22 protein-coding genes and 4 tRNA genes are annotated in these 23,961 nt (G+C 45.9%); 5 read left to right on the top strand and 21 right to left on the bottom strand.

The window, feature by feature from the left end; translation table 11 throughout:
- Positions 1–361: 361 nt before the first annotated feature.
- Complete coding sequence (locus AC58QO_RS33410; RefSeq protein ID WP_497273181.1) at positions 362–1,231, bottom strand: nucleotidyltransferase-like protein; 870 nt, start codon at positions 1,229–1,231, stop codon at positions 362–364.
- 124 nt (positions 1,232–1,355) lie between these two features.
- Here AC58QO_RS33410 and AC58QO_RS33405 point away from each other — a divergent pair, with 124 nt between their 5' ends.
- Positions 1,356–1,760 (top strand): YgzB family protein, encoded by a 405-nt coding sequence (locus tag AC58QO_RS33405; RefSeq protein ID WP_497273179.1) that lies wholly within the window; start codon positions 1,356–1,358, stop codon positions 1,758–1,760.
- A 74-nt stretch (positions 1,761–1,834) separates the two neighbouring features.
- On the opposite strand, the gene AC58QO_RS33400 is transcribed toward AC58QO_RS33405, so the two are convergent.
- From AC58QO_RS33400 to AC58QO_RS33360, 9 genes are all read right to left on the bottom strand, one after another.
- A complete protein-coding gene (locus AC58QO_RS33400) occupies positions 1,835–3,538 on the bottom strand; it encodes a glycosyl hydrolase family 18 protein (RefSeq protein WP_497273177.1) in 1,704 nt (567 codons plus the stop codon).
- Positions 3,539–3,665: 127 nt separating this feature from the next.
- Complete coding sequence (gene perR, locus AC58QO_RS33395; protein WP_497273175.1) at positions 3,666–4,100, bottom strand: peroxide-responsive transcriptional repressor PerR; 435 nt, start codon at positions 4,098–4,100, stop codon at positions 3,666–3,668.
- 106 nt (positions 4,101–4,206) lie between these two features.
- Entirely contained in the window at positions 4,207–4,914 is a 708-nt protein-coding gene (locus tag AC58QO_RS33390) for an MgtC/SapB family protein (protein ID WP_497273173.1), read from the bottom strand.
- Positions 4,915–4,989: 75 nt separating this feature from the next.
- Positions 4,990–5,472, bottom strand: a complete 483-nt coding sequence (locus AC58QO_RS33385) for a GNAT family N-acetyltransferase (RefSeq protein ID WP_497273171.1) — start codon at positions 5,470–5,472, stop codon at positions 4,990–4,992.
- 71 nt (positions 5,473–5,543) lie between these two features.
- Positions 5,544–6,992: an Asp-tRNA(Asn)/Glu-tRNA(Gln) amidotransferase subunit GatB gene (gene gatB, locus AC58QO_RS33380; RefSeq protein ID WP_497273169.1), complete on the bottom strand. Its 1,449-nt coding sequence runs from the start codon at positions 6,990–6,992 to the stop codon at positions 5,544–5,546.
- A gap of 36 nt (positions 6,993–7,028) precedes the next feature.
- Positions 7,029–8,486 carry an Asp-tRNA(Asn)/Glu-tRNA(Gln) amidotransferase subunit GatA gene (gene gatA, locus AC58QO_RS33375; RefSeq protein ID WP_497273167.1) on the bottom strand — a complete coding sequence of 486 codons (1,458 nt, stop codon included), beginning with the start codon at positions 8,484–8,486 and terminating at the stop codon, positions 7,029–7,031.
- 27 nt (positions 8,487–8,513) lie between these two features.
- On the bottom strand, positions 8,514–8,801 hold the full coding sequence (gene gatC, locus AC58QO_RS33370; RefSeq protein WP_497273165.1) for an Asp-tRNA(Asn)/Glu-tRNA(Gln) amidotransferase subunit GatC: 288 nt from the start codon (positions 8,799–8,801) through the stop codon (positions 8,514–8,516).
- 138 nt (positions 8,802–8,939) lie between these two features.
- The gene (locus AC58QO_RS33365) at positions 8,940–10,259 is read right to left on the bottom strand and encodes a polysaccharide lyase family 7 protein (protein WP_497273163.1); all 1,320 of its coding nucleotides are present in this window, start codon (positions 10,257–10,259) and stop codon (positions 8,940–8,942) included.
- A 269-nt stretch (positions 10,260–10,528) separates the two neighbouring features.
- Complete coding sequence (locus AC58QO_RS33360) at positions 10,529–10,909, bottom strand: ATPase (RefSeq protein WP_497273162.1); 381 nt, start codon at positions 10,907–10,909, stop codon at positions 10,529–10,531.
- Positions 10,910–11,094: 185 nt separating this feature from the next.
- On the opposite strand from AC58QO_RS33360, the gene AC58QO_RS33355 reads away from it, so the two are divergent.
- A complete protein-coding gene (locus tag AC58QO_RS33355) occupies positions 11,095–12,489 on the top strand; it encodes an MATE family efflux transporter (RefSeq protein WP_497273160.1) in 1,395 nt (464 codons plus the stop codon).
- A 110-nt stretch (positions 12,490–12,599) separates the two neighbouring features.
- Here the strand turns inward: AC58QO_RS33355 and AC58QO_RS33350 are convergent, their stop codons facing one another.
- From AC58QO_RS33350 to tkt, 3 genes are read right to left on the bottom strand one after another with little or no spacing between them, the layout of a single operon-like run.
- The gene (locus tag AC58QO_RS33350) at positions 12,600–13,091 is read right to left on the bottom strand and encodes a NanQ anomerase/TabA/YiaL family protein (protein WP_497273158.1); all 492 of its coding nucleotides are present in this window, start codon (positions 13,089–13,091) and stop codon (positions 12,600–12,602) included.
- 53 nt (positions 13,092–13,144) lie between these two features.
- Entirely contained in the window at positions 13,145–13,801 is a 657-nt protein-coding gene (gene fsa, locus AC58QO_RS33345; protein WP_497273156.1) for a fructose-6-phosphate aldolase, read from the bottom strand.
- A gap of 34 nt (positions 13,802–13,835) precedes the next feature.
- Complete coding sequence (tkt, locus tag AC58QO_RS33340; RefSeq protein WP_497273154.1) at positions 13,836–15,863, bottom strand: transketolase; 2,028 nt, start codon at positions 15,861–15,863, stop codon at positions 13,836–13,838.
- A 113-nt stretch (positions 15,864–15,976) separates the two neighbouring features.
- Between tkt and AC58QO_RS33335 the strand changes: the two genes are divergently transcribed.
- The gene (locus AC58QO_RS33335) at positions 15,977–16,870 is read left to right on the top strand and encodes a LysR family transcriptional regulator (protein WP_497273153.1); all 894 of its coding nucleotides are present in this window, start codon (positions 15,977–15,979) and stop codon (positions 16,868–16,870) included.
- Between the two features lie 60 nt (positions 16,871–16,930).
- Here AC58QO_RS33335 and AC58QO_RS33330 read toward each other — a convergent pair whose 3' ends face one another.
- Both AC58QO_RS33330 and AC58QO_RS33325 read right to left on the bottom strand, forming a co-directional pair.
- Positions 16,931–17,944, bottom strand: coding sequence for a zinc-binding alcohol dehydrogenase family protein (locus AC58QO_RS33330; protein ID WP_497273151.1), 1,014 nt, complete (start codon positions 17,942–17,944; stop codon positions 16,931–16,933).
- 75 nt (positions 17,945–18,019) lie between these two features.
- Positions 18,020–18,850, bottom strand: coding sequence for an amidohydrolase family protein (locus AC58QO_RS33325; RefSeq protein WP_497273149.1), 831 nt, complete (start codon positions 18,848–18,850; stop codon positions 18,020–18,022).
- Between the two features lie 144 nt (positions 18,851–18,994).
- On the opposite strand from AC58QO_RS33325, the gene AC58QO_RS33320 reads away from it, so the two are divergent.
- Positions 18,995–19,864, top strand: coding sequence for a helix-turn-helix domain-containing protein (locus tag AC58QO_RS33320; protein ID WP_497273147.1), 870 nt, complete (start codon positions 18,995–18,997; stop codon positions 19,862–19,864).
- Here AC58QO_RS33320 and AC58QO_RS33315 read toward each other — a convergent pair.
- Together AC58QO_RS33315 and AC58QO_RS33310 are read right to left on the bottom strand one after the other, a co-directional pair.
- Positions 19,861–21,159, bottom strand: a complete 1,299-nt coding sequence (locus tag AC58QO_RS33315) for a (Fe-S)-binding protein (RefSeq protein ID WP_497273183.1) — start codon at positions 21,157–21,159, stop codon at positions 19,861–19,863. The two genes, AC58QO_RS33320 and AC58QO_RS33315, sit on opposite strands and share 4 nt — an antisense overlap.
- 31 nt (positions 21,160–21,190) lie before the next feature.
- On the bottom strand, positions 21,191–22,606 hold the full coding sequence (locus AC58QO_RS33310) for an FAD-linked oxidase C-terminal domain-containing protein (protein ID WP_497273145.1): 1,416 nt from the start codon (positions 22,604–22,606) through the stop codon (positions 21,191–21,193).
- Between the two features lie 158 nt (positions 22,607–22,764).
- Between AC58QO_RS33310 and AC58QO_RS33305 the strand changes: the two genes are divergently transcribed.
- Positions 22,765–23,466, top strand: a complete 702-nt coding sequence (locus tag AC58QO_RS33305; protein ID WP_497273143.1) for a FadR/GntR family transcriptional regulator — start codon at positions 22,765–22,767, stop codon at positions 23,464–23,466.
- A 58-nt stretch (positions 23,467–23,524) separates the two neighbouring features.
- Here the strand turns inward: AC58QO_RS33305 and AC58QO_RS33300 are convergent.
- The 4 genes from AC58QO_RS33300 to AC58QO_RS33285 form a co-directional block, all read right to left on the bottom strand.
- Positions 23,525–23,603, bottom strand: a tRNA-Leu gene (locus AC58QO_RS33300).
- 6 nt (positions 23,604–23,609) lie between these two features.
- Positions 23,610–23,689 (bottom strand) — tRNA-Leu (locus AC58QO_RS33295).
- Between the two features lie 64 nt (positions 23,690–23,753).
- A tRNA-His gene (locus tag AC58QO_RS33290) sits at positions 23,754–23,826 on the bottom strand.
- Positions 23,827–23,852: 26 nt separating this feature from the next.
- Positions 23,853–23,928, bottom strand: a tRNA-Thr gene (locus AC58QO_RS33285).
- Positions 23,929–23,961 lie beyond the last annotated feature (33 nt).

The following is a 23,961-nucleotide window of genomic DNA, read 5'->3' as shown; positions in this document are numbered from 1 at the left end:
GAAAGCTTAATTGCTCATTTGCGTTGCTAGCGAGATTTTGCAATCTCTTTTTTTGAACGATTTCTCGTTCGTGCTTACTCACTCGTTGTTCAGTTTTCAAAGATCAATTTCCATCTTTTTTCTTCGCCATCCGTTTAGCGGCGACTTTTATAATATATCACATTCGAACCATTCAATGCAAGCTTTTTTTATTTCACTTTTTTTCAACTTCGCTTGCATGATATTACTCGTTGGCTTTAAATGCGTTACCGTTTTTAGCGGCGAGAGTTAATTTATCATAGAATCACAATCAAAGTCAAGCATTAAAATGAGAATAAAAAAAGAACCAGGAAAACACCTGATTCTTCAAGGTTTTACAGCGTTAAACACTTGTATACCTCAGCTCTATTTCTGAGGTGTGCTCATCAATGATAACCGCCACCTCTTTGATCAAACCTTTTTTGACCAGTTTATTGAGTAAAAGCGGCAACTCCGATTTCACTTCAACTAACTGCGAATGCTTTTGGAGCTCATCCGAGCTAAGCGGATGCTCGCTATCCCTGAGGATTTGTATAAAAGCCTCACAGCAATGCTCCATTTTGGACATAACCGAAAATTCACAAGCGAGCAATACGAGCTGCACCCTCTGTTTCAAGGTCTCTTTACTCATCGTAAGTTCCTCGTATAGCTTATAAACACCGGGATTGATCGCACGAATCTGTCTCCATACGGTGATTTCAGGATGATAACCATCTTCCACAATAACAATTCGAGCCCAATGATGAAGCGCTTCGAGAATATTGTTATACGCATCTAATATATGATCATCGAGTATATATTCCTTGCTCTGCAAATATTTACGGAGAAAATGTGAAAATTCAATCAGCAGCTTATGCTCTCGCAAGTCTCCGGGAAACTCAAGTAGTCGATGGCGCAGGCCTTCTAAATAAGTGTTCTGATCCAGAAGAATCTCCCCTTTTAACAACCAGTGAAGAATGTTGCGATTAACCCCCTGCCTGATCCATTGTTCCATAGAAGCAGGATCTGTCCATCTTTCTTGTATCCGTGAATCGTCTCTTATATAATTAGTCGTATGATTGTTCAGGCTCAGGTCGTTCGTTACTATTAAAAGTAGCGTATCAAAACCATCTGTCAGTGAGGGAAGTTGCTTAGGATTGTCAACCGCCATGACGCTAACGACTCTAGGGTCATTCCGGAACTTAAGCAATAACTGCTCTTTATTTATTCCCATGGGTGTCCAAAGCTCCTGTCTCCAATTGTTTCTTACTTATTTCTACAAGGGAGAACAGGTTTCCTGCTGATTTCTGTGACAAATCATACAAAACATGAGGTATAGGATTGGGGAGGAACAGAAAGTGCGATTTAGATCAAGTAAAGTAAATGAATTCCGCTTATGGGGACTTGTCATGACCATGGGTGGAATGCTGCTTATGATTATAGGTCTTGCTGGTATCGTTTTTGATTGGGGACAAGCCGGGCGAGTCATTGCGGTCATCTTCATGATTCTAGGAATGATTAGTGTGTTGGTAAGTATGGGGATCTACTTCTGGGCAGGAATGCTTTCCACATCAGCGACAGTCATCGATTGTCCAGAATGCGGTAGAAGAACGAAAATGTTAGGTAAAACAGACCGCTGCATGTTCTGCAAAACAATTCTTACGATTGATCCACAGTATGAACCAGTAGGTGAGAACGAAACGGCTGCCACACAAAGCGATCCATTTGAGCCAAGTAGAGAGCATGAGCATAAGCCTCATTAATACAGAAAGCCGAACCCATTTGGCGGGTTCGGCTTCTTTTTCATATCAAGACAATATTATAAGTGCGTTGCTCATCATGGTTTAACAGATTGTATTGCATCATTCGTGACTTGCCAAATCGCAGGTTTCTCAAATCCTCTTCGCCAAGAGGCTACACCAGCTAGATCATATTTTGCGACTAAAGCTAACCTCGCTTTAATGGATACTTCATCCTCAAGCCAGATTCGAATCAACTTGTTTCCATCTTTGTATTCCACGTAATTTTGACCTGTATCGGCTAAAAATGTAGGCGTGAGCTTCTTATCCTTAATAATGGTCTGCGCAGCTTCCATGGTTAAAGTTTTGGACGTTGCGGTTAGTTTACCGTTCTTAGTCTCTTCCGTCCACTGCCGCGTATAGAATGGCACGCCAAGGACAAGCTTAGATGGCGGAACTTTATCCGTCGTCAGAAGCGCTGTGATGGACCTCTCCACCCATGGCAAGGAAGCTACCGATCCAGACTTCGGACTCGTGGCCCAGTACTCGTCATAGGCCATTAACATCATATAATCGACTACTTCCGCTAAAGCTGGACGGTCATAGAACATGGACCACATTTCATTGGTCGATTTGGGGGTGACATCGATGGACACCGATAAGCCCTGCGCATGCATAAATGGCGTCATTTCGCGCACGAATTGCACGAGGTTTTCTTTGTCCTTCAGATATACATTTTCAAAATCGATATTAATCCCCTGCAGGTTATAGGTTTGGGCAAAGCCAAGCAGCTGCTTAATCATTTTCATACGTAAATCATAACTTGATAATACCTTGTTGGTACGATCTGCATCGAAGCCATTACTGTACAAGGCCCACACTTGATAATTATGGTCATGCGCCCATTTGACATAGGAAGGGTCGGCAAGGTTACTAATGCGCCCTTCATTATCCGCGACAGAGAACCAGGTCGGACTAACCACTTGCAGTCCTGGCATCTCGCCAATCTTGGTTGTGTCCGGATTCTTGGAAATGACATGTTCCCATGTCATATTGAGCTTCCCTGTTATGGGCTTCCAGGGTACGTAAGTCGACGTCGACTGCGCTTGTAATGGAATTGTCTCCTCATGATCCTCAATTAGATCCTTCTTACGAACAAAACCAATCGGGCCACTCTCCTGCTGCACTTTGTACCAATCTTCTTCGCTACCCAGGATCATAACCTGCTCATTCACAGCAATTGTTGAAATGATTGGCGCCTTTATTGTCGTATCCGTTCGCAGTTGTGTCTCTTTCTTACCTGTATGCTTCCCCCATTTGATCACATCGCCTTGTTTGAATAACATGACAGCTCCTGATTGTGCTGATTCGCGTATTTCAAATGGATACAGCTGTCTCAGAGGTTCTATAGGTAGATAGATAGCATCTTCCTTCTTTTCAACAGGAAAGGATAAAGAAATAGGCTTCTCATTCATCAGCGCAGAAAGCTCAGTTGTCTTCATTCGCATCACTTTATCTTTCGTGGTTATGATGACGGAATCGCTGCTTTTTTCATATATAATGTTCGGATCGATCCATTTCTGAACGAGTTCAAGCGGAAGCTTCAGACCTTCCTTCTCCCCAATTGCACTTGATTTAAAATAATTCCCCTCATAGAAAATAGGCTTAGTCAGCTCATGAAAGTCGGGATCTACATGTGTACGATTAGGTGCCATCTGCTGTATAAGGAATGTACCCGCGCCGGCCGCAAGCATTCCTAAGCATAGGGCACTAATCAGTATTATTTTGGACGATGATTTCAACGCTTCACTTCCTTTGAATAAATGTGAAAAGAGAAAAATAAAAAACGTGTCCGCTCTTCACAACAGAAGAGCTGAACACGTTTCATTATACAACAGGAAAGCACAAAATGAGGAATTCTGCGTATAGTTAATGCTTGGTAGTGACCGTACAATCCGGGCAAACGCCATAGACTTCCAGTCGATAACCGCCAACTTGGAATCCTGTATGCAACGCAGCTGTTGTCTCGATGTCTGACAACGGGGGATATTCAAAATCAGAAATTTTCCCGCAAACCTCACAAACCGCATGATAATGGTCTGTCATATCCGCATCAAACCGACTCGAGCTGTCTCCATAAGTCAATTCCCGTACAAGTCCCGATTCGATAAATACTTTCAGATTATTGTAAACAGTCGCAACGCTCATGTTAGGAAATTTCGATTCAAGAGATTTGTAAATATCATCCGCTGTCGGATGAGTCATGGAATCCAGCAAAAAGGAAAGAATCGCATACCGCTGGGGCGTCATCCGAACACCTGTTGTTTTCAACTTTGCTAAAGCCTGTTCTAAATGTGCTGCCATGGTACTCACCACCTGATGTTAGTCATTAAAACCTTACATTATATTGTACGTGTGTTCTTCGACTTTTGTCAATGATTGTTCATCCGTCAAACTGGCAACAATCCCTTTAATTTTTACTATTTTCGATAGCCACACCAGTGACCCCTTGAATTTGATTGGTTTCTTCGAGCACTGCGCCAATAATAGAGGGCTTTGGAATGGTAACATGAAACGTAATCTGAACATGATTCGGTCTACTTCCATCTTCCGACTCTTCTAGTTTTATTTGTTTAATATCTATTTTGCGTTTACCTAGAATCGTTGTAATTAAGCCCAATGTACCTGGTTGATCGATGGCTTGTATTTTTAATATGCGTACTTTTTTCCCATTGAAATATTTATGCTCTACTTTATTTAGAATCCATAAGGATATCAGCACCATGAAACAAACTAAAACAGCCGCATAATAAAAACCCGCTCCAATCGCAAGACCAATTCCCGCAACAACCCAGAGTGAAGCCGCTGTCGTAAGTCCTGTAATCGATCTCCCATTGAACATAATCGTCCCTGCACCTAGAAAACCAATTCCGCTAATAACCTGAGCAGCTAATCTAGATGGATCAATACGTACATTGACCTCATTCACAAAGGCACCAAAGCCGTACATTGAGAGCAGCATCACAAGCGCTGAACCGACACATACCAGAATATGCGTACGAAGACCTGCTGCATGAGAACTAACCTCTCGTTCAAATCCAATTAGTCCTCCAAGAAAAAGTGCTAATACTAATCTAATCGTAATGTGTAACTGATCAATGACCCATGGGTTCTCCATCTTGTAACCGCTCCCTTTTTATTTCAAATTGAATCCTCGTTATGGAGGCTGCTATCAAAGTAAAGGGTAAGCACGCTAAAGGGCTGCAGCAGGGCGTTCGAAAGTTGTCAGACTAACACCAGGAGGAACCGTAAATACGCGTCGCACGATGAAGCCATGCCCCTCATATAAACGAACCGCTGGCAAATTCGCAGTCCCTGTAGAAACGATAAATCGAGCAGCTCCCGCACGCTCTTGTTCTATTAGTATATGCTGCAAAAGAGAGCTAGCAATCCCTCTACGAAAAAAATTGGGATGGACCATCATCCGACAAATTGTCACGATACAACCTTCACGTTCGAATGAAATGGCACCTGCAAGCGTGGAACCTTCTAGCGTATCTATGTAATATCCATAGAAGGTTTCTTTCGCTTCGCGAATAGACTGGATACCATCCTTCAAAGGTGGGATATCATCAAAACCGATCAGTTCAGCCTCTACTCGGTAGGAAGAGATTTGGAGTGCGAGAAGGGTTAGGACTTCTTCATTTGTATGTAGTAGTAGTTGTTGGATAGACAAAAGAATCACTCCTAAGGATGAAATTGAAAAAAAGTGGTGTCCTACGAACGAGGCTCACCACTTCTACCATATCATTTGCTGTTCAGGCACTCCACAATTAATTTATTGACGAGACCTGGATTTGCTTTACCTTTGGTTTCTTTCATGACTTGTCCGACAAGGAAGCCAACGGCTTTCTCCTTACCAGCTTTGAAATCTGCAACGGATTGCGGACTGTTCTCAACAACTTGCTCAACAACGGCCTTAATCGCACCTTCATCACTGATTTGGACAAGACCTTGCTCTTCTACGATCTTCTGCGGGTCTTTGCCGGATTCAATCATTTCTTTAAAGACGGTTTTAGCAATCTTATTAGAAATCGTGCCCTTCTCGATCAAGCCAATCATCTCGCCTAAGCCCTTACCTGTGACTTTCACATCAGTAAACTCGAGGGAGTTGGCGTTTAAGTAGCCGAGCAAATCACCCATGATCCAATTGGATACTGCCTTAGCGTCTTGTGTATATTGCAAGCTCTCTTCAAAGAAATCAGCCAGCTTCATGGAAGCTGTGATGACAGCCGCATCATAGCTAGGCAAGCCATATTCGCTGCTGTATCTTGTTTTACGTGCGTCTGGCAACTCAGGAATCGAAGCTTGAACACGTGCTTTCCAAGCTTCATCGATGTAAAGGCTAACTAGATCCGGATCTGGGAAATAGCGATAATCATGCGCATCTTCTTTGCCGCGCATAGCTAGAGTCTTGCCTTGTGCTTCATCCCAACGGCGTGTTTCTTGAATCACTTCATCACCGCTTCTAAGAATTTCGGCTTGGCGATATTCTTCGTACTCAAGTCCACGTTGTACACCTCGGAAGGAGTTCATGTTCTTAAGCTCGGCACGTGTGCCGAATTTCTCTTGCCCGAACGGTCGAATAGAAATGTTAGCGTCACAGCGAAGGGAGCCTTCTTCCATCTTCACATCGGACACATCACAGTAGATCATAATAGCTCTGATTTTCTCGAGGTAAGCACGAGCTTCCTCCGGTGAGCGCAGATCAGGTTCGGATACGATTTCGATCAACGGTGTCCCTGCACGGTTTAGGTCAACGAGGGAAGCGTAGCCGCCATCAATATGCGTCAGCTTGCCTGCATCCTCTTCCAGATGGACACGCGTGACCCCAATCCGTTTGGTAACTCCGCCTACTTCGATATCAACCCAACCGTGCTCGCCGATCGGTTTATCATATTGCGATGTTTGATAAGCATCGGGTGAGTCAGGGTAAAAGTAATTTTTGCGATCAAATTTACTGTCCGTTGCGATTGTGCAATTGAGGGCCATTGCCGCTTTCATCGCATACTCAACCGCTTGGCGGTTAAGGACTGGCAGAACGCCTGGGTGGCCTAAGCATACCGGACATGTATTGGTATTCGGAGGTGCTCCGAATGAGGTTGCACAACTACAAAATATTTTGGAAGCGGTATGAAGCTCTACGTGAACTTCAAGACCGACTACAGTTTCAAATTGGGTATCTGTTGCCGACAAAGTGAATGCCTCCTTCGTTACTCTTGAACTAATAACTTACAATTGCGGGCGCTGCTTGTGGTGGTCTGTGTGCTGTTCGAAAGCGTGGGCTACACGCAAAACGGTAGCTTCATCCAATGCTTTGCCGATAATTTGCAAGCCAACCGGAAGTTCATTCACGAATCCGCATGGTACGCTAATTGCAGGAATACCTGCCAAACTGACCGGAATCGTCATAATATCATTCAAGTACATCGTGAGTGGATCGCTGCTTTGCTCACCAATTTTGAATGCTGTCGTTGGTGCCGTTGGCCCGATGATGATGTCATAGTTATTAAACACTTGATCAAAATCCTGCTTGATCAGTGTACGAACTTGTTGAGCTTTCAGGTAGTACGCATCATAATAGCCTGAGCTTAGCGCGTAAGTACCTAACATGATCCGGCGTTTTACCTCAGGACCGAATCCTTCACTGCGGGACAAATTGTAGAGATCCAACAGATTGCGCGCATTATCCGAACGAACACCATAACGGATGCCGTCAAAACGAGCCAAGTTGGAGGAAGCCTCAGAAGAAGCCAGCAAGTAATAAGTCGCTACGGCATACTCGGAGTGTGGAAGCGTAACTTCTTCCCATACAGCGCCAAGGCCTTCTAATACTTTAAGCGCTTCAAGCACTTTCTCTTTAACTGCTGGGTCAATTCCCTTGCCCATGTATTCTTTGGGTACCCCGATGCGCAATCCTTTGACGTCACCTGTCAATGCGCTGAGGTAATTCGGGATCTCCACATTCGCAGACGTGGAGTCTTTCGGGTCGTAGCCTGCGATAGCTTGCATCGCATACGCAGCGTCTTCTACGTTCTTGGTCAACGGCCCGATCTGGTCAAGGGAGGACGCGAATGCAACCAAACCGTATCGGGACACGAGTCCGTACGTCGGCTTCAGACCGACGATGCCGCAGTAGGCTGCCGGCTGGCGAATCGAGCCGCCGGTGTCGGAGCCCAGCGCGAAGTACACTTCGCCTGCAGCAACGGCTGCTGCCGAGCCACCGCTGGAGCCGCCTGGCACATAATCCGTGTTCCACGGATTATGGGTTGGGTGGAACGCGGAGTTCTCGTTGGAGCCGCCCATCGCGAACTCATCCATGTTGAGCTTGCCGATGGTAATCGCTTGTGCTTCCTTGAGCTTGCTCACGACCGTCGCATCATAAATCGGAATATGATTGGATAAGAATTTGCTCGCGCAGGTCGTTTTCAAACCTTCGGTTACCATGTTGTCTTTGATCCCTATAGGTAGACCGAATAGATCACCGCGAGATGCGTTGTTAAGAAGCTGCTCGTCCAGCTTAGCGGCAGTCTGTCTTGCATTTTCTTCATCTAATGTAAGGAAAGCGCGAACTTTGCTCTCCACTTGCCCAATTCTTGTATAAGATTGATCCACAAGATCCGAAACCTTGATTTCTTTGCTTTGCAGCTTCGCGTGGATTTGTTGTAGGTTTAATTCAAACAAAGACAACGACAGGCACTCCCTTTCATCTCTAACTTATTCTAAAACTGCAGGAACCTTGAACTGCCCATCCTCATGATCTGGTGCGTTCAGCATTACTTTTTCAATTGGCAAAGACGGCTTCGCAACATCCTCACGCATCACGTTTACTAACGGCATCGCATGACTTGTTGGTATTACACCCTCTGTGTTCAATTGATTGAGCTGCTCGGCATATTTTAAAATGGCATTAAGCTGATCTGTAAATAGATCTTTTTCGGTATCATTGAGATCGAGTCTAGCCAGCTTAGCGACATGATCGACATCTTTCTTCGTTATGCTCACGTATTCTACACCCCTTATATCAGCGTTTAGTCATTCTTTTCATTATATCCCAGAAATTTTGCGAACTCAATCCAGAATAAGGATCCAAAGCAAAAAGGACTTAGCGATGACGCTAAGTCCTCTGTAATCATAGACAACTTATTGGTGTGTTACGGAGTAAGCATATACCAAATTCTCAGCATAAGCGTTCGGGCTTTCTCCAGGTGCTGTAGAATCATTAGATTGTGTGTAATTTCCGATTTTGAAAAAACAGCCTGTTGTGCTTTTCGTTTGTGTATACGGTACCGTTTGCCCATTATATTCGTAGCTAATGACGCCATTCGCTACAATGATTTTAACTGTAAACAACGTCCCTAACGTATAGTTGCTATCCAGCAGATAGCCATGTGAGTTATTCCCATCGGTGATATAAATTTTCGCAGTGGTCGAAACGCCGCCTGGGTTATTGCCTTCTACGCGGAATACGGTAACATCATCATCGCCATCATGGATTTGGCCAACGACCGTATGTGGCTTAATCGAAGTCAAATGGGTGACCTTTTGCTTAATAAACATCGTATGTGTCTTACCATCATTCGTACCCCATGACGCTTGATCCGCTGCATTGCCAGTGGTGTAATTGTCCTTCATTTCACGAAGTTCGCTTCTAGGATTGTTTGATCCTGACGTTGTAACGGCCCCATGGTTGGCACGGAATTGAACGGCATCTCCATCCGCATCATGAACAACCTTAAACCAAGGATCAATCGAGTACGTATTCAAAGCAGGCTGCAGCACTTCAAGCGGACTTGTAGAGCCTGACTGTTTAGGGATCGGAAGCGTGATTTTCCAATTTTTCAAATATAGGATGTCTGATGGGAGAGTTGGATTGATCGGTGGTGTTGGCGTAGGTGATGGCGAAGGACTAGCCGTTGGAGAAGGCGATGGTGATGCGCTTGCTGTTGGGGTAGGTGTTGATGTGGAACCCGCTCCGCTATCCAAAGTGAAGTCATCAAAACGGACATCGCTAGACGTTGTTCCTCTTGTAAAAATGACTGCAGACGTATTAGATGCACCTGTAGTAAAGGTCACGGTAAATTGTGTCCAAGTGGCGGCATTGCCACCTGCAGATACTTCACTGCCACCATACGTATTTGCGCCAATTATACCGTTGCCAAGTATCCACGCCTTCAGTGTGTATGTGGTATTCGCAGTCAGACCGGAAATGGTTTGACTATATCCACCGCCTAGAGCAGTAGATTTGGCTGATTTTCCTCCTGTATGTGAATCACTGGTCGAAATCGCAGCGGATCCAATCTTTGTCCAGCCTGTTGCATCGCTTTCGAAGCTTGCATTCGTAATTGTAATAGGGGCAGCCTGCACGGAAGTCATTCCTGTAAAAATGAACGTTGAGCTTACAACCAAGGAAAGTAAAGCAACGGAATGAATCGGCTTCCATTTTTTAAAATTCAATTTCATCTCAATATCCTCCTAAAATTAAATTAAGGTTGCCATTCTTCTGACTTTTGCTGCTGCATTTCCAATTCTGGCAGGTAACAGATTACAACTTGTATAATAACCTCCTCTTCTCCATAAATTTTGTAAGCGCTTCACAAAATTAGTATAGTCAATTTCTTCCTTTTGCTGTTATCGTTTTCTTTAGGTTCACTTGTGTAATTACAAGTATTGGTAAATATTTAATGATAATGAAAAAGGCGAAGCAGGTTGAGACCTATTCCGCCTTTTATTTATATCCAGGCTTTCAGCCCGATTTGTTTGATAAATTCTTCACGGGACTGTACTTCTTTGTCCCTTTCTTTCTCTGATTCAACGGCGGACTCGCCATTCATGATTTTCCGGAACAAGGCTTCGTTATTCGTTGCGAGGGCGTAATCTATTAAAGCGTCTCTCTCAACTTGCTCTGCCTCTTGCTGCAGAAGCACTTCTTCGAGCTCGATATCTGTCGCAGTCACATAGTAATGTTTGTTCTCCTTAGGGACACGCACAACATAGTCGAAAATGTTATCGTTATTTCGGTCATACGCAATTAAATAACCATATCCGCCAATAGGCAGATTCTGTTCTAAACGATCAGCAATGAAGATAATTTTCTCGCCAAGACGAAGCATCTGCTTTCCCCCTACCTCTATATAACGCTCAAATGAGTCTATGAATGCATGCAAAACGTTCTATTGCCTATCGTACTAAAAAAACTAGATTGTGTCCAATTGACATCTGTTGTTCCAGTCGGCAAAATTTCAGAAAAAGGTATAAAACTGATATAGTAATGACAAGTGAATTTATGGAGGAAATCATGCCAGAGCCATCTTCATCTCCTAAAATCCGCCCCTCGCTAACGGAGGGTCCGATTACAAAAACATTAATCTTATTTTCACTGCCTATTCTATTAGGAAACGTCCTACAATCCTTGAATGGGTCGATCAATACGATTTGGATCGGTAAGTATCTTGGCGAGGTTGCCCTTGCTGCGACTTCGAATGCGAACATTATTATGTTTTTCTTAATTAGCTCCATCTTTGGGATTGCCATGGCTGCTGTCATTCTGATCGGCCAAAATCTCGGAGCTAAAAAGGTGCAAGAGGCCAAGAAAGTGGTCGGAACAAGTACCGTCTTTTTCCTCGTGCTATCGATTGTCGTCGCCTTATTGGGATGGACTTTCTCTTCCGCAATCTTGGATTGGATGAATACCCCAGCTGATGTCAAAGAGTTTGCCGTTACTTACACGCGAATTATATTCGCAGGTGTTCCGTTTATGTTTGGTTATAACTTGATTATGGCCATTCTACGAGGCTCGGGGGATGCGAAGACCCCGTTCTACTTTTTGCTATTATCCGCTGTTCTCGATGTAGCGCTCAATCCTTTGCTCATTCAAGGGATGGGGCCATTCCCGAAAATGGGGATTGCCGGCTCTGCCGTAGCGACATTTATTGCACAATTGGTGAGCTTCGTGCTTCTCATTGCTTACTTGTATAAGAAGAAGTACTTCCTTCGTATAACCAAAGAAGATATCCCCTTGCTTCGAATCAATTGGACCATTATTCGGACTCTGATTCAAAAGGGGCTTCCGATGGGCTTAAATATGGTCGTTGTTTCCCTCAGTAACCTGATGCTGGTCCATCTGGTAAATGCCTATGGCTCCGAATCCACCGCGGCTTTCGGTGTGGCAATGCAAATATCCAGCTACGTTCAAATGCCAGCCATGGCTATTGGAGGAGCTGTGACCTCGATGGCGGCGCAAAACATTGGCGCTGGAAAATGGGATCGCGTCAATCGGATCACCTGGACAGGCGTCGGTGTTAATATCTTGATGACAGGATTGATTGTAGCGGTACTCCACCTGTTCAATCGTGAAGTCGTCTCGTTCTTCCTCCCCCCAGAAGGAAAAGCGATTGATATTGGCGTTCATATTAACAATATTACGCTATGGTCGTTCATTATTTTCGGCATCTTCAATGTCGTTGCTGGTGTAGTTCGATCTGCGGGATCAGTGGTGTTCCCTCTCATCGTTGCCTTTATCGCGTTGCTACTCGTGCGCATCCCACTTGCCACTGTGCTTTCACACAAGTACGGCTTCGATGTGATTTGGTGGAGCTTTCCTGTCAGCTTCAGTGTCGCGGCAACCTTGAACCTGCTCTATTACCGCTTCGGGAAATGGAAGCAAGCCAAGATGATGGCAAGTAAAGCGTAAGTAAGGGCAATTGCATGGAATTCAAATGTATGGCAAGAGCAAATGCATTACAAAAGCTTAAACAAAAAAAGTCTGCCTAGCCAAAGAAATTGGCTGAGCAGACTTTTTTGCTACAGTTGCAGCAGATCTTTATGTATTTTGATCACAATCTTCTTATTCGTCGTTGATTCTGTAATGAGACAATTAGGCCGATGAATATCCGAAGGGAAGCATACAGCAAACATGCCAGGCTTAAGCAAAATATCCGTTTCAGGCTGCGTATGGACGGACTCGTAGAAGGCGATATCGTGTGTCTCGAATTTGTTATCCACAATAACTGCCTCATCATTCAGCTTATAGAAACATAATCGTTCCTCGCCGCTCACCAGAAACTGAATATCCGTGTAAATGAGGTGCGACTCAGGCAGTTGTTCTTCTCTCGGCCGAGTCACGGATTCCTGTACATTCGCGTATATCAGTTTGCCTTTATCGCCTTCCAAGTCATATCGCCCTACTTCAGCATCGCTTAAATTGCGATTCAAAATGTAGTCGATTCCTCGCGCTACGGCCGCTGGCCATAAATGCCGTTCTTGCTCAAAATGCTTCACGTCACTGATAATCATCGTCATTGGCTCCTTTTTAAAAAGACCCGCCTAGTAGGCGAGTCTTCCATGTCTTAGAACTTTTCTTGATTAGCGCCTTCCCAATCGGCAAGGAACTTCTCTATGCCCGCATCTGTCAGCGGGTGTTTGCTCATCGATTCTATCACTTTATAAGGGACTGTCGCAATATGTGATCCCGCAAGCGCTGCTTCAATAACGTGAGCAGAGTGACGAACGCTGGCAGAAATAATTTCGGATTTGATACCGTGTACTTGGAAAATCTGGCTGATCTCTTTGATTAAGTTCATCCCGATTTGGTTGATATCGTCCAAACGTCCGATAAACGGAGATACATACGTTGCACCTGCGCGAGCAGCAAGCAATGCTTGCGTCGAGCTAAAGATCAAAGTTACATTCGTAGGAATACCAAGTGATCTGAACACGCTAGTCGCTTGTAAACCGTCCAATGTCATTGGCAGCTTGATGACGACATTAGGGCTTAATGCTGCAAGCTTTTTACCTTGCTCAACCATTTCCTCCGCCTTCAAGGAAACAACCTCGGCACTGATCGGAACATCGCCAACGATCGAGATGATTTCTTTCACTGTTTCAAAAAAGTCTCTGCCTTCCTTAGCAATCAATGAAGGATTGGTAGTTACACCAGCAACTACACCTAACGCGTGCGCTTTACGAATTTCTTCTACATTGGCTGTGTCGATAAACAATTTCATCCTGTATCCCTACCTTTTCTCCCGCTGTGGGTGCTTATTGGAAATACTTCTGTCTGATTTGCCCAACGATTGCTTCTGCGGTAAAGCCATATTCACGAATGACGCGATCTGCTTTCGCTGATGCCCCGAACTTGCGGATGCCGACAACGAAGCCGTCTTGTCCCGTAATTTCTTCCCATCCAGCCGGATAAGCCATTTCCATCACAACATTTTTACGCACGTGAGGCAAAATAATCGCATTCCTTACCTCTTCTGGCTGCTGCTCGAACAATTCACGGCTTGGCATGGAAATAACACGAGCTCCAATACCATCTTGCGCCAACTGCTTCTTCACGTCAAGTGCTAAGCTCACTTCAGATCCTGTAGCAATGAGTTGAATGTCCGTAGTCTCACCAGAAGCAACATCAGATAGCACGTAGGCCCCTTGATTAATATGATCAAAAGCAAGCTTATCCGTACCTGGAAGCACCGGTAGATTTTGGCGGGAAAGTGCGAATACGAACGGACCTTCCTTCGCTTGAAGAACATACTCCCACGCCGCGGCTGTTTCATTCGCGTCCGCTGGGCGGAACAACGTTAAATCCGGGATCATCCGCAGAGATGGGATCTGTTCAATTGGCTGATGTGTCGGGCCATCTTCACCGACAGCGATGCTGTCATGCGTGAAGACGTACGCAACCGGGATCTTCATCAGCGCTGATAGACGGATCGCACCGCGAAGGTAGTCGCTGAACACGAGGAACGTGCCGCCGAAAGCGCGCAGTCCGCCGTGCAGCAGCATGCCGTTCAGCGCTGCGCCCATAGCGAATTCCCGGACGCCGAACCAGAAGTTGCGGCCGCTGTAATCTGCAGCGCTGAAAGCTGCAGCATCACCGATCATGGTGAAGTTGGAGCTCGCTAGGTCGGCAGAGCCGCCAACCAGATGAGGTACACGCTTCGCCAAGCCGTTAATCACTTTGCCAGATGCGGTGCGCGTGGAGATGGCGCCGCTTTCTGGGGTGTAGCGCGGCACATCGGCGTTCCAGTCCGCCGGAAGGTCGCCGCTGTTCGCGAGCTCGAATTGCTTCGCGAGCTCGGGATAGGCTGCCTGGTAGCTGTTCCACAGCTGCTGCCAGTCCGCTTCTGTTTGAGCCCCCACCTCTTTGTGGTGGGCGAAGTGTGTGTAGACCTCAGCCGGGACATAGAAGTCCGGCTCAAGGGGCCAGCCCAGAGCTTGCTTCGTCAGAAGCAGCTCCTCTTTGCCCAGCGGCGAGCCATGTGTGCCGCCGTGGCCGCCCTTGCCGGCTTTGTTCGGCGAGCCGAAGCCGATAGTGGTTTTGATCTCAATCAGCGTCGGGCGATTGAGATCGGCCTTGCCCTCTGCAATCGCCGCAGAGATGGCGTCGACGTTGTTCTGCTCTTCCACGCGCACGTACTGCCAGCCGTAGGACTCGAAGCGCATTTTGACATTCTCAGAGAAGGACATGTTCAAGTCACCATCGAGAGAAATATCGTTGGAATCATAGAGGACAACAAGTTTACCTAATTTGAGATGCCCAGCTAAGGAAGCCGCTTCAGAGGAGACACCTTCCATCAAATCCCCATCACCACAAATGGCATATGTGAAATGATCAACGACTGGGAAATTCGGTTTATTGTAAACGGAAGCTTGATGCGCTTCTGCCATCGCCATACCTACTGCCATAGCAACACCTTGACCAAGCGGTCCTGTCGTTGCTTCTACGCCAACAGTATGACCATACTCAGGATGCCCAGGAGTCCGGCTTCCCCATTGACGAAATTCCTTGATATCATCCAATGTTACACCGTAGCCGCTAAGGTGCAATAGGCTGTAAAGAAGCATAGAGCCGTGTCCGGCAGATAAAACAAAGCGATCACGATCCGCCCATTTCGGGCTTACTGGGTTGTGCTTCAAATGACGTGTCCACAGCGCATACGCCATCGGCGCGGCGCCCATCGGCATGCCTGGGTGACCCATAGCTGCTTTCTCAACCGCATCAATTGTAAGCGTTCTAATGGCGTTTATACTTAATTCTTCAATGCCAACTGTTGTACCATTCAAAATAATAGGCCTCCGTTCATTGGTTGAATTTCTGATCTTATCTCTTTATTATAAGAGGAGATGGTGCATTCAAATAATTGATAGTTTCGATACTCGCTATAGAAGGTGTCTATATGGTTAATTTCGAATTGTATAAAGTCTTTTATTTAACAGCGAAATCCGGCAGCCTATCCAAAGCGGCAAAAGAGCTGTATATTACCCAGCCAAGTGTCTCTCACTCCATCAAATTGTTGGAGGAGTGCCTAGGTCTCCCTTTGTTTGCTCGAACGTCCAAAGGCGTTGATCTCACTAAAGAGGGCGCAATCCTGTATTCCTATATTGAACAAGCCTACAACTTCATTTCCCTTGCAGAGGAGAAGCTGAATGAGCTGCGTAATTTCTCTAGCGGAGAAATCAAAATCGGCGGTAGTGATTCCTTATGCAAGCACTATCTGCTGCCTTTTCTGGAATCGTTCCACGTCCAGTATCCGCATATCCAAATTAATTTGGTGCATGGTACGACCCCCGAGATCGTAAAAAATTTAAAAGAAGGCAAAATTGACATCGGCATTGTAAGAACGCCTATCCATGATGATCAACTTCAGATCCGTGAGGGAATCACCATCCAGGACTGCTTCGTGACCGGTCCTAAGTATCGAGAGCTATCGGCCCACAAAGTTACACTTGCTGAATTGCTGACTTATCCGATTATATTATTTTCAAGCAATAGCTCATCACGTAAGTTCGTCACTCGTTTATTTAGCGATAATGGCTTGCTGTTGGAGCCAGAGATTGAGCTTGGCAGTGTGGATTTATTGATCGAATTCGCGAAGATCGGCTTTGGCGTTTCATTTGTTACGAAGGAGTTTGTTGCAAAGGAATTAGCGGAGGGCAGCTTATTTGAGGTCAATCTGGAGGCAACGATTCCATCTACGAAGATAGGGATTATTACTTTGAAAAACATGCCATTATCCACAGCAGCAGCAGCTTTTGTGGCTGAGTTGGAGAATCCGGAACAAGTGAGATAGCTTGATGGCGTAACTGCTATTCCGAAAAACACACTCAGCTCCCACTGAGTGTGTCCCTTTTTACAAACAAACTATCGCCTTAATTACCTTCGACTCCGGCTTCAGCCATGTATCGAACTGCTCTACCATCTCGTCGAATGAGGCGCGGTGCGTGATATATCGTTCAATGTCGATGCTGCCAGTCTTTAATGCACTGCGCACCGTATCGAAATCCTCCAAGGTTGCGTTGCGGCTGCTCATAAGGGTAAGCTCCCTCTTATGGAAATCGGGATCATGAAAAGCAATATCGGCCTTCACGAGTCCGACATACACAAGCTTACCGCCATTGGCGGCAAGACCAAAAGCGTCAGTCATCGACCTAGCATTCCCCGTTGCATCGAAGACGACGGTCGGATAATCGCCATTCGTTAGCTCAGCTAGCTTTTCCTTTGGAAGCTGGAGCGCATTCACGGTATGATCGACGCCAGCCCAATTCCGGCAAAACGCTAATCGCTCCTCGTTGATATCCATCGCAATGACGTTAGCACCTAGCTGCTTCGCTAGCGTCATAACTCCTAACCCGATTGGACCTGCTCCTATCACTAACGCGGTTTCTCCCGCACGCAACTCTGATCTTCGCACCGCATGAGCACCAATGCTAAGCGGCTCCAGCATCGCAGCTTGATCAAGTGTCAATCCGTCTGCTTGAATCAGATGACTTACAGGTAGGGATATACGCTCCACCATGCCCCCATCGATATGTACGCCGAGCACCTTCATATCTGTGCAGCAATTGGTTTTGCCATTACGGCATGCAATACAGTGTCGGCAATGCATATATGGAACAACACTGACCAGATCTCCGATCGCTAGCCCTGTGACTCCTAAACCGACCTTCTCTACATATCCTGCCAGCTCATGCCCAAGTATACGCGGATAACTGAAAAAAGGTTGATTCCCTTTAAAAGCATGTAAGTCCGTCCCGCAAATGCCAATTCGCCGGATACGAACTAGCGCTTCCCCCTCGTTTACCGTTGGTTCCTCTACCTCGATATACGTCAATTGCTCGATTTGTTCACAGACGATCGCTTTCACGACTTCCCTCCTTCCTTACTAGAACCTAGCTCAGAGTTGAAACATCGAGACCGTTTTTGCCTAATTTGCAATATTTCATAATTTGTAGAACTTCTTTGCATTCAGACCGAATAATCGAGCCTTATCCTCTTCCGACCAGCTATCTGGCAACGATTGCGTCACGACACCAATAACGTCCTCGTACTCAGCCGCGAGCAAACAAACCGGCCAATCGCTTCCGAACATCACACGTTCAGTCCCGAAAACCTCCAAAATGTGCTGAATATAGACGGTAAAATCATCTGGCTTCCAATCCGTATGACTGGCTTCAGTCACCATGCCTGAAACCTTACAATAGAGGTTTGGATGCTTCGCAATTGCTGACATCTGACTTTTCCATGGTTCGATTACACCTTTGGCAATTGATGGCTTCGCAATATGATCAATCACTGCACGTAAACCTGGTACAAGATCTAATAGTTCAATGACAGGTTCTAATTGATGAGCAACCACAAGCAAATCGATTGGCACATCTTCCTTTGCAAAGTAACGCAATGCCTCTACAAAATGAGGCTGAAGGATTACCCGTGCATCGGGAAACTCCTGAATCATAACCCTGAACCCAACGTAGTTCGGATGCTGAGCGCTTTTTTTATAATGAACAAGATAATCAGGATCGTCCAAATCAAGCCAACCCACAACGCCGGCAATCGTATCTGTAGTTTCGCTTAATGCCAATAAATAGTCTGTCTCTTCTATGGTTGGCGCAGCTTGAACTACGATCGTTTTATCCAAGTTGTGCTGCTGGAGATGTGGGTCCAAATCATTCGGTAAATAATCACGATTCAACACAGGAAGCGCTGGTGAAAGCCATCCATAATCCCCTCGGTCAATCCTCCAATAATGCTGATGTGCATCAATGCGCATGCCATTTCCTCCTCTAACATCACCAATATGATATCGCTTTCTTATATTGTATCATCATTATTACGATATGAAATATCGATATCTAGCATAACTATACGGTTTTTTGATATCATTGCACTATCCTGAAGCAGAAGGAGTGCTCGTGTGGATCCTATACGTAAAATTTTCGATAATTTTGATGCCTTCCCCCTGTCTTTTGCCTATAAAAACACAAAAAGCTCGCTAAGCGAGCTTCCTGACCATTTCCATGACTGGTATGAAATTGTGTATGTGTACCGCGGAAGCGGCACTTTCTTTATCGATCACACCTTTTATGATATGAAACAAGGCGATCTGTTTCTTATTCCAGGGAATACGATTCATCGATCGACACCCGATAAAGAGTCTCCCGTGACGTCCACTGCGATTTACTTCTCTCCAAATATCGTACAGTTGCCATCTCTAGGTGAGAATTTCTCCTATTTACAAAGCTTCGAGCAAGCCGCGACGCTTCGCAATTATAAGTTCGAAATGCGGTTACCACAGAATCAGCACATTGAATTACTTTTAGAAGCTATAGAGAACGAATTTAAGCATCCAACCATTGGTCAACGCCAATCCGTCCTTCTTCATCTACTTCAATTACTGATAACTATCCAACGTGAATTGGCCACAGATAATAAGTCGCCTAAAATGGACTCCCTTGTAGGCCCCATTTGGATGCGGGAAATTCTACTCTATATTGATCAGCATTTCTGTGAAGATATTGGACTCCAAACACTCTCGAAACAAGCTTCCGTCACGCCCGCACATTTCAGCAGGGTATTCAAACAGTTCATTGGCATGAACATCAGCACCTATCTCATCACCAAGCGCATCATTCGTGCCAAACAGCTGCTTCAAGAAAGTGATGCTAGTGTTGGTACAATCGCGGATCAGTGCGGATTTGAGAGCTTACCCCATTTTCATGCGATGTTCAAAAGAGTGCTTGGCCTTACGCCCGCGGCGGCTCGGAAGTCCTTCCGTTCACTTTAGGATTGCTTCACTAATCGATCGTAAAGGAAGTCCGCAATATGAACAGCTTCCATATGACCGGTTTGCCCATGTTTATCAATACCTAGCTTCATCTGCAGCAAGCAACCGGGGTTGCTTGTCACCACGTAGGATGCTGTAGTGGCATTCACATTTTCCATCTTATGTTCAAGGATTTGATTCGCCATATCAGGTTGAGTCATGTTATAAATTCCCGCTGAACCACAGCATGAACCTGAATCTTTCATCTCAATATAGGCGGTATTACTGACCCTTTGCAGCAGTTGCTTGGTTGGTTGGCTGCCCTTCATTACATTGCGAAGATGGCAGGACTCCTGGTACGTAACACGCGTAGCACCTTGGTTAGATAGCGGATCAGCAAAACGAAGAGGTCGGCCTTTCTCCACCAGAATCGAGCTGATATCCTTCACACGTTTGGCAAACCAAATGGAAGCTTCCTTCCACTCTTCCTCTTCATGAAGCAGATGATCGTACTCCACAAGAATCGCTCCACAACCTCCTGCATTTGAAACGATGTAATCGACCCCAGCGTCTTGGAAAGCGCGGATATTACTCTTGGCCAATTGCTTCGCCTGATCACTTTCACCGCTGTGTGCATGAAGAGCCCCGCAGCAGTTCTGCGATTCAGGGATGACAACATCGAAACCAGCCTCGGTCAAAAGATTCACCGTATTAACGTTGGTTTCAGTAAATAACACATCCATCAAACATCCACGGAACATCCCCACTGTACCCAGCTTTTTGCCTTTGGCCGGAATAAAAGTGCCAAGCCGCTCAACAATCCCTTTGCCTGAAGCGTCCGGAAGTATTTTCTCCATGGTAGCCATATGCTTCGAGAATAGACCGACAACGCCGGAACTTCTAACTAGCTTCTGAATACCTGAAATTTTGTAAAAATGAAGCCCTGTCCCGAGCAGTTGCATCCTCTTTTGGGATGGGAATAGCTCTTTGAATACGAGCTTGCGCACACCCTTTACCCACCATCTATGCTGGGTCGTATGCACTTCAATAGCATCGCGAGCCTGCTCGATTAATTGACCATATTTCACATCCGCTGGGCAGGCAGGCTCACAGGCACGACAACCCAAGCAGTGGTTCATTTGATCTTCGAAGCGTATTCCCGGTTCCATGAGGCCATCCACGGCCGCTTTCATTAGAGAAATACGTCCACGTGGAGATTCAGCCTCGATCCCCGTTTCTTTAAAAGTCGGACAAGCTGGCAAGCAGAACCCGCAACGCATACAATTCGTTAATTGATCGTAGTCGAGCTTCTGCATTAACGTTTCTTGAAGTGTTGCTCCTTGGCCATTAGACACGATCAATCACCACCCTGCGTCTGGATTCTTTGGCAAACATTTTGCCCGGATTTAGAATATGGTTGGGATCAAACGCATCTTTAATCCCTTTCATCATCGCAATCCCGCTGCTTCCTACTTTCCATTCCAAGAATGGCGCTTTCACTAACCCAACACCATGCTCACCTGTAATTGTTCCACCTAAACGGATCGCTGCCTCAAAAATCTCTTCAAATGCCGCTTCCACACGATGAACCTCATCATGATCTCTTGCATCTGTAGTTGCGGTAGGGTGTAGATTACCATCTCCAGCGTGTCCAAATGTACAAATTTGAACATCATGCTTAGTGGCAATTCGATTAATTTCCAGTACCATTTCCGCGATTTTGGAGCGAGGCACCGTTGCATCCTCTAGTATCGTCGTCGGGCGAAGGCGAGCAAGTGCGGTAAACGCGCTGCGTCTTGCGGTTAATAGCTTCAGCGCTTCCTCTTGTGTGCTCGCAATAGTGACTTCATCCGCCTGCTCCTCCCTGCAAATCTCCGAGATTAGGGCAATATCGCGCTCTACCATCTCAGGCTCCCCGTCCTGTTCAATGAGCAGAATAGCAGCCATATCCAGCGGAAGACCAAGCTTCGCAAAGTCATCTACAACACGAATCGTTGGGTTATCCATAAATTCTAGTGTCGCTGGAATGATGCGGTTTTCGATGATTTTGGAAACGGTGCGCGCCGCGCCGTATAAATCTTTGTACATCGCTAGCATCGTTTTCTTCGCCTTCGGAGGCGGAATGAGTTTCAGCGTTGCTTCCGTAATAACTGCAAGCGTACCCTCGGAGCCGACAAGCAGCTTCGTCAAATCATAGCCTGCTACGTCCTTCATCAGCTTGCCGCCGGTGCGCATGATCTCTCCTGAAGCTAGGACACACTCTAGTCCGATTACATAGTCTTTGGTAGTGCCATATTTTAAACCACGAAGTCCACCTGAGCACTCCGCAATATTGCCGCCAATCGTAGAAATCGCCATTGAACTCGGATCTGGTGGGTAAAATAAGCCCAATCCCTCGATATGCTCGATGAATTGCTTCGTAATGATCCCCGGCTGCACCGTGGCTGTCAGATTCTGCAGATCGATATCTAGAATCGCATTCATGCGGTGCATGACCATGACAATGCCACCTTGCACAGGTACCGTACCTCCGCACAAATTCGTGCCTGAGCCCCTGCTGATTAGCGGGATTCTGTGTTCGTTCAACACCTTCATAATCGCAGAAACCTGCGCAGTATCTCGTGGATAGATGACGCCGTCAGGTAAGGACTGGAGCATTGGCGTCCCGTCATAGGAATGGGTTACTAATGATTCCATATCATCTTTATAAAAGGCTTCGCCTACAATTCCCTGTAATAGTTGTCTTACTTGGTTGTCGAGCATTTAGAATCCTCCTCGTTAGCTCTTAGGCTTTCTTTAAATCATTTAATCATACATTGTACTTTGGCAATTGATCATGTGATCAGATGACTTTTATTCTATTTTAGCTTATGATGTAATAGATGTATAGAACTTTATCTACGATTTTCAGGGGGATACCGATGGTTTTTCAGCAAATCCGACCCCAAAAGGGTTCAGAGATCGTGCTTCAACATATTAAAGCTCAAATCGAGGAAGGAACTTATGCTCCTGGTTCTAAGCTACCGACGGTTGTCGATCTTGCGGCAAGCTTTCAAGTTGGGCGATCTACGATAAGAGAGGCCCTTAGCGGGCTTAAAGCTATGGGTTGGGTAGATATTCGACATGGTGGAGGGACTTACGTAGTTACTCAGTTGCCGACCGAGACGAATAGCCTTTTTGATCACAGCGATTCGCTTCAGGAAGTGCAGGAAGTACGTAGATTTATTGAGGCTGGGTGTGCAACTTTAGCAGCTAATCGACGTACGGATCATCATTTGTCCGTGCTCAAAGAGATCCTTCTTGAGATGGAGGCTTCACTCGAAAATGAAGAATTAAGCGAACAAGCTGATATTCGCTTTCATATGGCAATCGCCAAGGCGTCCCAGAATGCCCTCTTTATCGGGATGATGGAATCCTTGACGGAGCGGCTGCAACAGAGCATGAGAGCTTCACGCCGTCTTTGGTTCTTTGCGGAACGTGCTTCGGCTGAGCAACTTCTACAGGAGCATAACGACATCGTTGAGGCGATTGCTGCTCAGGATGAGCAGCTTGCCGCTGAGAGAATGTCTCAGCATATTGCGAAAGTCGATCAGGTGATTCAGCAGTTAGCGCAAAAAAACTGATTCTAGGGAAACAAAAAAAGCCTTACTAAGTAAGGCTTTTCCTGTTTGAAACTTGTGATACCGGCGAGAGGACTCGAACCTCCACTCGTTAGAACTCGATTTTGAGTCGAGCGCGTCTGCCATTCCGCCACGCCGGCATGTAATGCGCGTAGAGGGACTTGAACCCCCACGGTCGCCCGCTAGATCCTAAGTCTAGTGCGTCTGCCAATTCCGCCATACGCGCATGCAGTAAATCAGGCAAGTAATGAAGTTGCTAGCCTTACGGCTGACTTCACTGTGAATTAATGGGCGGACGACGGGACTTGAACCCGCGAATGCCGGATCCACAAACCGGTGCGTTAACCCCTTCGCCACGACCGCCACATAAGTAAATCACTTTAGAAAAATGGTGCCGTCGAGAGGACTTGAACCCCCAACCTACTGATTACAAGTCAGTTGCTCTACCAGTTGAGCTACAACGGCTTATTAAGTTGATAAATGGTGGCTTTGGACGGA

The sequence above is a fragment of the Paenibacillus sp. J31R30 genome (assembly GCF_059692115.1).
Note: the sequence above shows the minus strand (reverse complement) of the source record. Positions and strands in the feature narration are given on the sequence as shown.

Excerpts from the sequence above, each read along its gene's own strand:
- AC58QO_RS33365 (WP_497273163.1), bottom strand. The coding sequence starts at position 10,259 with ATGAAATTGAATTTTAAAAAATGGAAGCCGATTCATTCCGTTGCTTTA.
- AC58QO_RS33310 (WP_497273145.1), bottom strand. The coding sequence starts at position 22,606 with ATGCTCGACAACCAAGTAAGACAACTATTACAGGGAATTGTAGGCGAA.
- AC58QO_RS33355 (WP_497273160.1), top strand. The coding sequence starts at position 11,095 with ATGCCAGAGCCATCTTCATCTCCTAAAATCCGCCCCTCGCTAACGGAG.
- AC58QO_RS33350 (WP_497273158.1), bottom strand. The coding sequence starts at position 13,091 with ATGATTATCAGTGACGTGAAGCATTTTGAGCAAGAACGGCATTTATGG.
- AC58QO_RS33410 (WP_497273181.1), bottom strand. The coding sequence starts at position 1,231 with ATGGGAATAAATAAAGAGCAGTTATTGCTTAAGTTCCGGAATGACCCT.
- AC58QO_RS33305 (WP_497273143.1), top strand. The coding sequence starts at position 22,765 with ATGGTTTTTCAGCAAATCCGACCCCAAAAGGGTTCAGAGATCGTGCTT.
- AC58QO_RS33325 (WP_497273149.1), bottom strand. The coding sequence starts at position 18,850 with ATGCGCATTGATGCACATCAGCATTATTGGAGGATTGACCGAGGGGAT.
- fsa (WP_497273156.1), bottom strand. The coding sequence starts at position 13,801 with ATGAAATTGTTTATCGACACAGCCAATGTAGAAGAAATTCGTAAAGCG.
- perR (WP_497273175.1), bottom strand. The coding sequence starts at position 4,100 with ATGGCAGCACATTTAGAACAGGCTTTAGCAAAGTTGAAAACAACAGGT.
- AC58QO_RS33360 (WP_497273162.1), bottom strand. The coding sequence starts at position 10,909 with ATGCTTCGTCTTGGCGAGAAAATTATCTTCATTGCTGATCGTTTAGAA.
- AC58QO_RS33390 (WP_497273173.1), bottom strand. The coding sequence starts at position 4,914 with ATGGAGAACCCATGGGTCATTGATCAGTTACACATTACGATTAGATTA.
- AC58QO_RS33315 (WP_497273183.1), bottom strand. The coding sequence starts at position 21,159 with ATGCAGAAGCTCGACTACGATCAATTAACGAATTGTATGCGTTGCGGG.
- AC58QO_RS33335 (WP_497273153.1), top strand. The coding sequence starts at position 15,977 with ATGGTTAATTTCGAATTGTATAAAGTCTTTTATTTAACAGCGAAATCC.